The sequence below is a fragment of the Paenibacillus prosopidis genome (assembly GCF_003337375.1).
In the GTDB taxonomy this organism is placed as follows: domain Bacteria; phylum Bacillota; class Bacilli; order Paenibacillales; family Paenibacillaceae; genus Pristimantibacillus; species Pristimantibacillus prosopidis.
Map to the genome: position 1 here is coordinate 120246 of NZ_QPJD01000006.1, position 13048 is coordinate 133293.

Genomic DNA, 13048 nt, shown 5'->3' on the forward strand with positions numbered 1-13048 from the left:
TATGATTCAATGCGAAGGACTTGTCAAAATCTATAAAACGGCGGATCTTGAAGTCGTCGCCCTGCAAGGGCTCGATATGAAGGTCGAAGATGGCGAGCTGATGGCCATCATCGGCAATTCCGGCAGCGGCAAGTCAACGCTGCTCAACATGTTGGGCGGACTCGATAAGCCGTCCGCCGGCAAGCTGCTCGTAGACGGCAAGGATCTGCTGACGTTTGGCGAGAAGGATCTGGTGAAGTACAAGCGGGATACGGTCGGGTTCGTATGGCAGAACAATGCGCGCAACCTGATCCCGTACCTTACCGCGCGGGAAAATGTCGAGCTGCCGATGCTGCTGCGCGGCAACCGCGGCCGGGCGAGCGCGAGCGAGCTGCTGGAAGCGGTGGGACTCGGCCACCGGATTACGAACCGGCTAAGCGAGCTCTCCGGCGGGGAGCAGCAGCGGGTGGCGATCGCAATCGCCCTTGCGAACGAACCGCGGCTGCTGCTCGCCGACGAACCGACCGGCTCGCTGGACACGAATACGTCCAATCAGGTGCTGGATCTGTTCCGTACGCTGAACCGGACGATCGGCATTACGATTGTCATCGTCACGCACGATCCGCTATTGGCGCGAAAGGTGGACCGAGTCGTCCAAATCCGCGACGGCAAGACGTCGGCGGAGATGATCCGCCGGGTCTCGTATGCGGAAGAGCTTGCGCTGCTGGACGCCGAGAACGTTCGGCACGGGACAGAAAGCCATATTGAGTATGCCGTTGTCGATAAGGCGGGCCGGCTGCAGATTCCGGCCGGCTACCTCGACCTGGGGGGCTTCAAGGACAGCAACAAAGTGCGAGTGGAGATGGAGGACGGCCGCATCATTCTTTACCCGCCGGAGGCCAGGAAGACGGGCTGACACCAAGATCGACAGAAGCTGATGATGCCATGCGAAACGTCCCCGAAAGGGGCTGTTTTTATGGAATATAAATTTCTAAGGCGAGGTGCATTTATGAAGACAGTTCGACTGAAAACGCAGCATTTCAAAGGTAATGGCCGCCATACTTGTTCTCATGTCCTTAACGGTGGTCCCGTTGCCGGAGGTTTCTTATGCGGAGGAGGCGTTATCGGTTTCCAGCGACTACGAGGACGGAACGACGCAGGGCTGGCAAGGCCGCGGCGGCAATGAAATTTTAACAGCAACCGCCTCGCAGCCCATTCGGGGGCATACGGCCTTCAAGTGACGGGAAGAACGCAAGGATGGAACGGCCCGCAGCTCGATTTGACATCGTTTATGCAGGCCGGCAAAAACTATGCGATTTCAGCCTGGATCCGCCTGCCTGCAGGTACGGCCGATGCTCCCGTTTCGATGTCGGTCCAGCGGACGACGGCAGGCACGACGTATTATGAGTACGTTACGGCCATAACGGCAAACGAAAATGGATGGGTAAAGCTGACGGGTGAGTATAAGCTGCTCCAACCCGCAGAGAGAATCGGCGTTTATTTCGAATCGTTCAACAACCCGACTCTTGCTTTCTACATGGACGATTTCCGGATCGAGCAAGCGTCCGATCCGGTTCCGATCGAAATCGAGCATGATATTCCGAATTTGAAGGACGTGTTTGCCGACCATTTCATCCTTGGATCTTCTCTGCTTGTGGGTGAGATCGAAGATCCCGAGGGCCCGGATGCGCAGCTGCTGAAAAAGCTCACCGCCGTCATTTTCTGGGGCAAGGATGATTTGAACACCTGGCTCCGGACCTTCCCGGTTGCAGTGGACTGATAACGGTACAGTTCACCATATATGGGTAATAACAATAGTTAATTGTAAACATAATATTATGACAGAAATTAGAAATTATCGAAACTAGGTCTGAAAAACGTGAGTAAATGGAAGTAAAATTATTTGAGGAGGAATTGTCAATGTATGAGAAGTTTATTCCATTATTATTAACATTTACATTATTACTGAGCCTTGTACCAGGTATATCTGTGTTTGCTACTGGTACAACTGTTCAGAATCCGGTCATATGGGCAGATGTACCGGACGTAGATATCATCCGGGTAGGTGATGCCTACTATATGACTAGTACAACAATGCATATGAATCCGGGAGTTCCGATTATGAAATCTACGGATCTCGTAAATTGGGAAATTGTTAATTATGCATATGATATACTTGCTGCTAATGACAAACAAGCTCTATTAAATGGAGAAAACGAATATGGGCAAGGCTCCTGGGCAAGCACCATAAGATATAATAAAGGTAAATTTTATATTGTGTTTGGTTCATTAGCTACAAGAAAATCATATATTTTTCAAACTGAGAATATAGAAAAGGGCCCATGGACATGTACAACCCTTAATCAATATTATCATGACCCCTCATTGATGTTTGATGATGACGGACGTGTGTATTTGATTCATGGGGGTGGAGATATTTGGGCAACTGAGCTTACTCCTGATGCTACAGCGATTAAATCAGGTGGGCTTGATAAAGCAATTATTCCTAATGCAAGTGCTGCTGCAACAGGCTGGACAGGAAAAGGACTAAATGCTGAAGGCTCACATATACAAAAAATTAACGGTAAGTATTACGTATTCACCATAGCATGGCCAGAGGGAAGCATGCGAACTCAATTAGTTCACCGTGCAGACAGTATAGATGGTACATATGAAGGGAAGACCGTTCTAAGAAACAATGGCATAGCACAGGGCGGAATTATTGATACGCCAGATGGAAAATGGTATGGTGTGTTGTTTAAAGATAATGGAGCTGTGGGACGTATACCCTACATTATTCCAGCTACATGGCAGGATGGATGGCCTGTATTCGGGGATACACAAGATACAGGTATTTCTACTGGCAATATGAAATTCAATATCGTAAAGTCCGATGAATTTTATCAACGTGCAGATAAAGTTGGAGCTTACCATACAGTAGTAAATAACCCACAGATTACAACAACATCAGGCACACTGCTTGATCCAAGCAAAGGTAAAAAACTTATAACAGATGGTGACTTTGAAAGCGGTACGGGCTCATGGACTAATTTTGGATCTGAAAGCTTGTCAACGGTCACTGAAAACGAACCAAAAGCACTGTTTGTAACCGGCAGAACTGCAACAGGCGATGGTCCAAAACAAGATGTAACAGGAAGTGTATTTGCAGGCAGAACATATAACTTTTCTGCAAAAATTAAATATGGCAGTGAAGGTGACGCAACTCCTGCAACCAAGGTCTTTAATTTTGATCTTGAAGCTAACAGCACCCAGGCGGCTCCCTGGGAGTCTATAATATTGGGCTCTGGAACTATAAACAAAGGTGAATGGGGCACTATTTCCGGAACCATTACAATTCCAGCAGATAGAAGTATAAGCAATCCTTTCATTTTTATTGAGACACCATGGACAGCAACCCCGGATGCAAATAACGATTTGATGAATTTCTATGTAGATGATGTTTCACTTGTAGATACCAGTGATCCTACAAATACCAATATTATTGCAAACAGTGATTTTGAAAATGGCAATACGGATTCATGGATAGTATATGGAAGTGCACAGTTGTCAGCTGTTGGAGGACACTCAACATATTTATCTGTTACAGACAGAAATACAACAGCTGGCCCAAGGCATTTTTTAAATGGAATACAAGCCGGTCATACGTATTATTTTTCTGCAAAAGTAAAATATGGCTCTGACGGTGATGCAACTCCTGCAACCAAGGACTTCCTTTTTAGTATTGAAGTCAACAGCAAACAAGAAAGACCTTGGGAATCTGTACTAAACAAATCTACAACCTTGACTAAGGGTACTTGGGGTACAATTACCGGAACATTTAATATTCCAGCAACTGCAAGTGTGGATACTCCATTTATTTTTATTGAGACACCATGGGTAGCAACCCCGGATAAAAATAACGATTTGATGGATTTTTGTGTAGATGACATTTCATTTGTAGATATTACACCAGACCCAAATATTATTGTAAACGGTGGATTTGAAAACGGACAAAATCCTTGGACAGCTCATGACAACAATGTAACCCTTTCAATAACCAATCAGATGTATAACAGTGGTACAAATAGTATATTAGCATCTGAGAGAAAAGCAACAGCTGGTTCTCCGCAACAAATTCTTACAGGTAAATTGACCGCCGGACATAAATATCATTTCTCTGCGAAGGTAAGATATGATGATCCATTAGCTCCAACTGAAAAGAAATTTAATATGAATTTCCAGGATGGGGACGACTGGACAACTATAAAGGTTATGGGATCAAATACCATAAAAAAAGGGGAATGGGGTACAATTGAAGGAAACTATACGATTCCATCAGATCAGACTCTAGTCGCCCCAAGTATCTTTTTTGAAACAGATTGGGTACCTAACCCAGATCCGCATAATGATTTAATGGATTTCTATATAGATGATGTTTCAATGATAGACGTCACTCCTACGGATACAGCTCGAACACTGGAAAATGAGAGTAATGGTTCAAATCTTGATTTGGTCTGGCAGTGGAATCATAACCCTGACAATACCAAATGGTCTCTTACTGACCGTTCTGGATACTTAAGGATGACCACTGGAAGAAAAAGCAATGACATTCATAATGCCAAGAATACCCTTACCCAAAGAACCTTCGGACCGGAAAGCTCAGGAAGTATTGCGATAGATGTAAGTAATATGAAGGATGGGGATTACGCCGGGCTTGCAGCATTCCAATACTACTATGGATCTGTCGGCGTTAAAATGTCCGGAACTACAAAATCTATTGTTATGGTGCGTGGCAGCTCCAATGATGCTAATGTGAAAAGTACCCCTGTGGAAGTAGAAAGTATCCCTATTGAACAAAACAGAGTATATTTTAAAGTCGAATTTGATTTTAAAAATATGGCGGATAATGCATATTTTTATTACAGCCTTGACGGCAACACCTGGACATCTATAGGAGAACCACTTCATATGAATTATTACTCGCCTCATTTTATGGGATATCGTTTTGGACTATTTAATTATGCAACAAAAACAACAGGAGGCTATGTCGATTTTGATTATTTCAGAGTTAATAACAAGATGACGGGAACTACAGCAACGACAGCTCTAAATGCAAGCCTGGCAGATGTTCCTAACGTTACCGGTGCCCAAAATGTTGAGTTTACAGTCCCTGTAAAAATGGATGCGCTGCCTGCAGGAACATATTCCTCTATTGCAGCTTCCTTAAACATACCAAAGTATCTGACTGTAACAGGTATAGATTTCAATTCTACTAATATTACTGGAACTACCTCATATACTTATTCAAATAATCAGCTGATGCTGAATGTATCAGGAAGCAATGTAAATTTTGCAAACAATAATTCAGACAATTTGTTTGCAACTATTAAGCTTAAGGTTGCCTTGTTTGTTCCAATTGATACAACTCAACAGATTACTATGGATTATATAAATGTCGAAGGTGGAGATGTTGTTTATAACGTTAACAATGCTGTAGCAGACATTGAATTAAAAGCACTTAATACAGGTGCCATTGAAAAAGTTCCCGGGTATGCCAATCCTCTTATTACCCATAAATATGGTGCAGACCCATATGCCATGGTTTATAACGGGAGAGTATATGTTTATATGACTAGTGATGCATATGAATATAATACGGATGGAACCATTAAACAAAATTCATATTCTAAAATAAATAAAATAACCGTTATATCTTCAGCGGATATGGTCAACTGGACAGACCATGGTGAAATCCCGGTCGCAGGGCCAAATGGTGTTGCAAAGTGGGCAGGACTCTCCTGGGCGCCGGCGGCAGCACATAAAACAATAAATGGCAAAGAAAAATTCTTTCTTTATTTTGCAAATCCAGGAGATGGTATTGGCGTACTCACGGCAGATAGCCCTATAGGACCATGGTCAGATCCATTGGGACATACCATGATTACCCAAGAAACCCCGGGAGCAGCCGGAGTTACATGGCTTTTTGATCCGGCAGTATTGGTGGATGATGATGGAACAGGATATCTATATTTTGGCGGAGGTATCCCAAATGAACAGGATCCAGCGTCAGTTGCAAATCCTAAAACAGCCAGAGTTTTGAAATTGGGCGCTGACATGATTAGTATTGATGGAAGCGCAGTAACAATTGATGCTCCTTACATGTTTGAAGATTCCGGAATTCATAAGTATAACGGCAAATATTATTACTCGTATTGCATCAATTTCTCCGGTACACACCCGGCAGCTTATCCGATCGCTAACATTGGATACATGATGAGTGATAGTCCTATGGGACCATTTACTTATGTAGGGCATTTCCTTAAAAATCCAGGTGATTTTTTTGGAATAGTTGGCAATAACCATCATTCCGTTTTCCAATTCAATAACCAGTGGTATGTCATATACCATTCCCAAAATTTAAACAAAGCAATTTTAGGTGTTGACAAAGGATACCGTTCGTCAAATATAAATAAGCTTGAATATTATGATAATGGACAAATTAAAGAGGTTCAGGGAAGTTTAGAAGGTGTAGTACAGATTGCAAATGTTGATCCATATCAGAGGACTGAGGCTGAAACAATTGCATGGAATAAAGGTATAACAACTGAAGCATCTAGTGCAGCAGACGGACCGGTAAGCAATTTGAATGTTACTGGTATAGATAATGGAGACTGGCTTGCCGTATCAAACGTTGACTTCGGTGACAACGGTGCTAAATCATTTAAAGCAAATGTTGCATCAACTGTGGGAGGTAAAATAGAAATACATCTTGACAGTCCAGAAGGTCAACTTATCGGTACTCTTAATGTCAGTCCTACAGGTGGAGCACAAACATGGCAGACAGTTGAAACCGATGTAACCAATGTTAAAGGAGTTCACAGTATTTTCTTTAAGTTTGCTGGAGCCGGTACCAACTTATTTAATGTGGATTACTGGCAATTTATAAAGGCAACAGCGATTACTTCCGTCCAGTTGGTGATGGATCCTACGTCCCTGGCCAAGACAAAATCCGCTGCGCTGACCCTGACGGTCAAAGATCAATTGGGAGCTGCCATGGAGTTGGGGGATGCGACAGTTGCTTACACCAGCGGCAATCCGGAAGTTGCCGCTGTTTATAACGGCATTGTAACGGGCATCGAGGCGGGCATAGCAAAAATTACGGCAGCGGTTACGACCACAGACGGTAGGGTTGTGGAGTCCAATCCCGTTACCGTTGAAGTTCTGCCCATCTTAGAGTCTGTAAGCGTCAGCACCTCCAAGAGCTTGTTGGGCACCGGCTTTACGGCTCAATTAACGGTAAAAGGCACCATGACCGGCGATGAACAGGCCGATCTGTCCAAGGCTAACATTGTATACTCAAGCAATGACGTGCAGATTGCTTTCGTTGATCCCGCAGGCATCGTTCATCCGGTTAGCGACGGCTCTGTGGCCATTAAGGCTGCCGTAACCTTAAACGGCATTACCAGGGAAGGCTCTATCGATCTCGCCGTGGATGCAACGAAGCCGGAATACGAGCTCACAGTTAACGGTACCGTTCTTAAGGACGGCGGTACTTTCGAAGATCATCTCGGCATCGACTTCCATGCTTGGGACAGCTTGTCTGGCCTGGCTTCTGCTAAGGTCACGGTGGACGGCAAGGAATATCCGGCCGCCCCGGCGGTAGGCTCCGGGGTTCAGATTCCTATGGCAGGCAATCTGGGCAGCCACAGCCTGACCGTTGTCATAGAGGATTTGGCAGGGAACAAAGTGGAGAATCACATCTCTTTCGAGGTGACAACCGGCATCGAATCCATGAAGCAGCTTATGGACCGTTACGTGAAGGAAGGGCTGCTCAAGGGCTCCCTGACCTCGCAATTGTCCAATAATCTGGATCAGGCACAGCATCAGCTGGATATTGGGAAGCCGGATCAGGCCGCCAAGCATATGGAGGATTTCGTGAAGCACTTGAACAACGAGGCCCTTGGTAATGATTCGGTTAATCAAGTGAAAACGGTTCTGAATGCAGATGCCCAGCAGTTGATACAACAGTGGAATAGTGCTGACACTACGAAATGATAGTATGTATTTTGGTTGAAAATGGAAAAGCCCGCTATTTTAGCGGGCTTTTCCATTTTCGCCGAGTAATTTTTTTTATTTTCAGGAACTTTTTTCGAAATAGTCAAAGTCCGGATAAGTATAGGGAGAGTTAGGTGCTGGAATTTTCTCAATTTTGCTAGCATGGATTTTCATGATTTCATTTCCGATATAGTTCGTCTTTCATGCCTTTATCGTGCTATTCTATGGCTAGAATATGAAGGGTTGTTAATAATCAAACGATGACTTACAATCAATCAGAAAGCAGAAATGTATACGCTTTCAAAGAAAAATTAATAAAGGAGACTAGTTGATGAAAACAAGTAAAAAGTCGCGTGGATTCACCAAATCAATCATTTCCTTATGTAAGTCAGCTTCACTTCTGCTGATGGCCGCCGCGTTGACAGTAAGCATGGGCTCTTCGTTGACGGAGATCCCCGATAAGGCATTCGCAGCGGATTCGACCGGAAGCGAAGCAACGGCCGAAATGCGAGAGATCACAACAATGGAGCTTGTCAAAGAAATGGGAATCGGCATTAATTTGGGCAACACGCTTGAAGCCACAGGCAGCTGGATTAATGGCACCAGTGTTACAAATTATGAAACTGCCTGGGGCAGTCCCGTTATTACGGAGGAAATGATTAAAGGTTATGCAAACGAAGGTTTTGGCGTCCTTCGAATTCCCGTAGCGTGGTCAAATATGATGGGCGAGGATTACACAATCAATCCTAGTTATCTGGGCCGGGCAAAAGAAGTTGTGGATTGGGCACTGGATAGCGATATGTATGTTATTCTGAATATTCATTGGGACGGCGGCTGGTTTGAGAAATTTCCGTCAGAAAAAGAAGAATCTATGTACAAATATACACGCATATGGACACAACTGACAGAAGCTTTTAAAAACTATGACGATCATCTGATGTTCGAGTCTTTCAATGAGGAAGGTGTATGGCCTGATTTATGGAATTTTTACGGCAGCGATGACGGAAAAGAAGAAGCTTATGCGCTGCTGAATGAGATCAACCAGAGATTTGTAGATATTGTACGCGGTTCCGGGGGCAACAATAAACAACGCCACCTGTTGGTAGGCGGTTATGTAACGGATATCGAGAAGACCGTTGATGAACTTTATAAGCTGCCAAACGATCCCCAAAATCGCTGTGCAGTATCGGTCCATTATTACACTCCTGCAACATTCGCCATCCTGGAAGAGGATGCGAGTTGGGGAACAGCGCGTACGGAGTGGGGAACGGATGAAGACTTCGCCGAGCTAAACAGGCTCATGGATATGGTTAAAACACGTTTCATCGACAATGGTATCCCCGTTATCATGGGGGAGTTTGGTGTAGCTACAAAAAATAAGACGCAAGAAATGATACGGCTCTATCTTTCGTCGGTGAACAGTGCCGCATATTCCCGAGGAATTACCCCGGTTTTATGGGATGTTACAAATCTACATTACAACCGAGATATATTTGAAATGAATGATAAGGTGCTGCTTGAGCAGCTTATGGCTGTCAAGGCGAATTCGGCTCCAACCGCCTCGATCACCTCGTATCAGGATGGCCAGGCAATCAATCTGAATAGTCCGCAGATTGACTGGACGTTCCTTGACGCCGACGATGCGGATGTTCAAGCCGCCTATCAGGTTCAAGCTTCCAGCAACGGTTGGGAGACGGTTGATGTGGACAGCGGCGAACTGGCGGGCGCATCCGGTTCATACACCTTGAATGGATTGGCGGACGGAGATTGGTCGATCAGGGTTCGTGCGAAGGATAATCGGGGCGCCTGGTCGGAGTGGGCGTACAGAAGCTTGGGAATTAATACGGTTGCCCCAACCCTGAATGTCGTACTGGATAAGGAAACATTGTGGCCGGCCAACAACAAGCTGGTTAAAGTAACGGCAACTGTTGAAACGGATGTTGAGCTGTCTCAGGTGGAATTGCTGTCCATTACGCCGAGCATAGCCGTTGGCAGCTATGAATCCATGGTACAAGAAGCCGATTTCGGCACATTCGATACGGAATTCAAGCTGTTGGCCAAAAAAGCAAAAGGTAAAGAGCCTCTAGTTTATACAATAACTTATAAAGCGATAGATCAAGCAGGGAATGTTACGGAAGCAGATGTCACCGTTACGGTTCCCCATGATCAGTCAGGAAAATAAATAAGCATCTTCAGGAACTGGATACCTCCGACCGGAATGGTTCGGAGGTATTTCAGGTAAAATGTCTATATTATGTGTAGTCCAGCATGGAAAAGACAACAGATTCTTGTGTCCAAAAGTGATACTCGCCAATGGTGTTCTTCTGCTGGATCGTGGCCATATCTCGTACGGCTTGTTCATCCATCAACTGCCGATAGATGTCGCAATACTCAGCTGCCTGCCTAGTCTGAATCATAAGAAGAGCAACCATGTAACGGTAAGAGAGAAATTGAAATATCTGCTATGGAGTTTGCCGAATCAACAGGATTACTCGAAGCCTGATCCGGAAACCAAGGAATGCATGAAGTATATTCCTGCAGGCGGGAATTTTACAGACATTCCGTCAGAATTCCGACCGAGATCCGTTCACGATCAAATGGACTCACCAAGGACTGCTTTAATTTGGAGCAAGGGAATGAAGGGATTTTACCTTAGTGGTGACCACAACAATTATGCTTTTATCAACGAGCTTGATCACTTTTTAACAAAGAGTATCACGCCAATGATGAGGGAACTCGGCATGGACTATTTCGAAGTTTCAGGCCATCACGATAAGTGGAACTTGGAATCGTTATTTGCCTCAAGGACACTTCAGCATTGGGATCAACTCGTTTTTGGGTTATCAGGTTTCGAAGCAGTGTCTCTGGGATCAACTAGTGATAATCAAATTAGGATGCTTAATTTACGGTCACGTCTTAGACTGTAATTGTTGACCTAATAAAAGAAACAGCGGCGACCTAAGACCAGAAAATAAAGTCTTAGACTGTCGCTGTTTTTTTATAGATAGAGATGTTTTTGATGAGAGTTTTTTTAAAAGATTAAAGGAAAAATAAATGTAACGAAAGCTGCCCAAAGTCCGTAAACCGGCAAATACTTAGTAACGGCATCTTGGATGGTTGAAGGTCCGGTTTTGTTTTGTAGAAAACGTATATAGGAGAGCATAATCCAAATTAGGTTGGCCCAGATAAGTATGTTTACGCCTAAAACAGCAAGTCTGTTGGGCGTAATCCCATAAGAAGAAAGCCTAAACACTATGGCCGATAAAGCCACACTGTCAATGATAAGAGCAAGAACAATTAGAGCAAAATTTATATAATCAGAAATGTTCATTTTCTCGTCTTTGCTGCTTTCGGTAATGGAGAATATGGTGACGGCCAATACACTAAGGAGTATTCCGTTGAAGGATATGAGAAAATTGCGGTCCAAGAATGGATTTTTTCCGACCCAAATAACGGTTATAAGATAGACCAACAATGTCGCCAGTACAAGAGGACTAAAAATTTTGGCTATATATGGTGCTATATTTTTGGCAAGCTTAAGGTTCCTTGATACCAGGTATGTAGCCACAATTGCGAGAGCGGCAGCACCAAATAAAACGATATTTTTAAAATAGAATTCAGAAATATCCATGTCGACAAATCTAAATAACTGCATGGTTAATGCTGTTAGCAGCATCCCGCTAATTGCCATGCTGGCGTAGAGTATGCAAAACTCCCCATTAAATTTAAGATAGGCCAATCTTGTGCTGCCTATGCCATATTCATTTCCTGTAAATGCAAGCCCTAATAATACCCATAAGAAAATGGGAAGGTGTAGATAAGCCAGGATAATACTGTCTTTATGCTCTAGTGGCAGCATATTAAGATAAAACCCGGACATTAGAAATAACGATGCAAGGGTGTAAAGAACATTTTTTTTCGGAGTATTATTGTATACAAAATAGATGGCAATAAAGGGAAGTATACCAAAAACAAGGTTAATAGGGGCTATTGTCTGCTGTTCGACAAATTGGAAAATAATCCTGGTGCAAATCCCGGCTAGAACTGCTAAAATGCCCATGGATAAGAAAGCTTTCTGAAGCAAGGAAGCTTTTTCTGTATTTGCCGTCTCCTTGAAATGCAATCTTTCATTCCAAACGGCAAGAACCTGCGAATCAGGGTTTTGTTCCCAGGCGTATGAGAATGACTTTTTAAAAGCTTCGGGTTCTTTTCTAAACATTCTCTCTAACTCATGGGGGTTAGCAATATTTTCAATAATCAGATTGTTAATGTCCATGGTTATACCTCCCCTTCGTCACTTCTATATTCTAAAATATCTCCAGGCTGACATTCTAAAGCCTTACAAATCGCCTCTAAAGTGGATAATCGAATCGCTTTTGCCTTTCCATTTTTCAATATAGAAAGGTTAGCCATTGTTATTCCAACCCTCTCCGAAAGTTCTGTTACGCTCATTTTCCTTTTAGCCAGCATTACATCAATATTGATTATAATGGACATGTTGTTCACCTCAGACCGTTAAGTCATTTTCTGATTTTATATCTATGGCATTTTTTAATAGCTTTTGAAGAACAGCAGCAAAGACTGCAATCACAAAAGAAGCAAAAGGAATGACTAATCCGATTACTGCGAGACCTGGAGCGTCATCCATCTCCGCCATGAGAACTAAGAGTGGTAAAACTGCCAGATTCAAGATACTGATTGTGATTGCACAGTATTTTATATTCTTTAAGGCTCTTACAGATAAATCTGAGAAAGCTTTGTTCTTGTCAATATAGCTTAAAAGTCTAAAAGCCTGAAACAATGCCACGAAAAACGGTATCGTTGATACATATAAACCGATTAAAGCGAGATATAGCAAAAAAGCCGGATAATGTTCTGCTGCTTCATTAGCTATCCAAGGCAACCAAAATAAACACAAAAGAATAATCGGAATTCCAATAAGAATAACAGTTACTTTTAAAAAGAGTGTTTCACGTTTCATAAAAGGCACCTCACTTGTTTATTGTCATTTTAA

Annotated in this window: 9 protein-coding genes; 5 read left to right on the forward strand and 4 right to left on the reverse strand. The window is 43.5% G+C overall.

Features of this window, described 5'->3' with window-relative positions; all coding sequences use genetic code 11:
• Window position 1: 1 nt before the first annotated feature.
• The 5 genes from DFP97_RS10940 (at window position 2) to DFP97_RS10955 (ending at window position 10216) form a co-directional block, all read left to right on the forward strand.
• The gene (locus tag DFP97_RS10940) at window positions 2-895 is read left to right on the forward strand and encodes an ABC transporter ATP-binding protein (RefSeq protein WP_114380028.1); all 894 of its coding nucleotides are present in this window, start codon (window positions 2-4) and stop codon (window positions 893-895) included.
• A gap of 175 nt (window positions 896-1070) precedes the next feature.
• A complete protein-coding gene (locus tag DFP97_RS31460; RefSeq protein ID WP_245976104.1) occupies window positions 1071-1220 on the forward strand; it encodes a hypothetical protein in 150 nt (49 codons plus the stop codon).
• Window positions 1217-1759, forward strand: coding sequence for a carbohydrate binding domain-containing protein (locus DFP97_RS10945; RefSeq protein WP_245976106.1), 543 nt, complete (start codon window positions 1217-1219; stop codon window positions 1757-1759). Before DFP97_RS31460 ends, DFP97_RS10945 begins: the two co-directional genes overlap by 4 nt.
• A 107-nt stretch (window positions 1760-1866) precedes the next feature.
• Complete coding sequence (locus tag DFP97_RS31890) at window positions 1867-8034, forward strand: family 43 glycosylhydrolase (protein WP_114380029.1); 6168 nt, start codon at window positions 1867-1869, stop codon at window positions 8032-8034.
• A gap of 331 nt (window positions 8035-8365) precedes the next feature.
• Complete coding sequence (locus tag DFP97_RS10955; RefSeq protein WP_220271151.1) at window positions 8366-10216, forward strand: glycoside hydrolase family 5 protein; 1851 nt, start codon at window positions 8366-8368, stop codon at window positions 10214-10216.
• Between the two features lie 70 nt (window positions 10217-10286).
• Here the strand turns inward: DFP97_RS10955 and DFP97_RS30705 are convergent, their stop codons facing one another.
• The 4 genes from DFP97_RS30705 to DFP97_RS10975 all read right to left on the reverse strand — a co-directional run bounded on the left by DFP97_RS30705 (window position 10287) and on the right by DFP97_RS10975 (window position 13015).
• Window positions 10287-10451, reverse strand: a complete 165-nt coding sequence (locus DFP97_RS30705) for a hypothetical protein (protein ID WP_181873463.1) — start codon at window positions 10449-10451, stop codon at window positions 10287-10289.
• A gap of 614 nt (window positions 10452-11065) precedes the next feature.
• On the reverse strand, window positions 11066-12310 hold the full coding sequence (locus DFP97_RS10965; RefSeq protein WP_114380031.1) for a DUF4153 domain-containing protein: 1245 nt from the start codon (window positions 12308-12310) through the stop codon (window positions 11066-11068).
• 2 nt (window positions 12311-12312) lie between these two features.
• Complete coding sequence (locus tag DFP97_RS10970) at window positions 12313-12531, reverse strand: helix-turn-helix domain-containing protein (protein ID WP_114380032.1); 219 nt, start codon at window positions 12529-12531, stop codon at window positions 12313-12315.
• 10 nt (window positions 12532-12541) lie between these two features.
• A complete protein-coding gene (locus DFP97_RS10975; protein ID WP_114380033.1) occupies window positions 12542-13015 on the reverse strand; it encodes a DUF2975 domain-containing protein in 474 nt (157 codons plus the stop codon).
• Between the last annotated feature and the right edge of the window lie 33 nt (window positions 13016-13048).

Excerpts from the sequence above, each read along its gene's own strand:
- DFP97_RS10955 (WP_220271151.1), top strand. The coding sequence starts at position 8,366 with ATGAAAACAAGTAAAAAGTCGCGTGGATTCACCAAATCAATCATTTCC.
- DFP97_RS31890 (WP_114380029.1), top strand. The coding sequence starts at position 1,867 with ATGGAAGTAAAATTATTTGAGGAGGAATTGTCAATGTATGAGAAGTTT.
- DFP97_RS10940 (WP_114380028.1), top strand. The coding sequence starts at position 2 with ATGATTCAATGCGAAGGACTTGTCAAAATCTATAAAACGGCGGATCTT.
- DFP97_RS10970 (WP_114380032.1), bottom strand. The coding sequence starts at position 12,531 with ATGTCCATTATAATCAATATTGATGTAATGCTGGCTAAAAGGAAAATG.
- DFP97_RS30705 (WP_181873463.1), bottom strand. The coding sequence starts at position 10,451 with ATGATTCAGACTAGGCAGGCAGCTGAGTATTGCGACATCTATCGGCAG.
- DFP97_RS10965 (WP_114380031.1), bottom strand. The coding sequence starts at position 12,310 with ATGGACATTAACAATCTGATTATTGAAAATATTGCTAACCCCCATGAG.
- DFP97_RS10975 (WP_114380033.1), bottom strand. The coding sequence starts at position 13,015 with ATGAAACGTGAAACACTCTTTTTAAAAGTAACTGTTATTCTTATTGGA.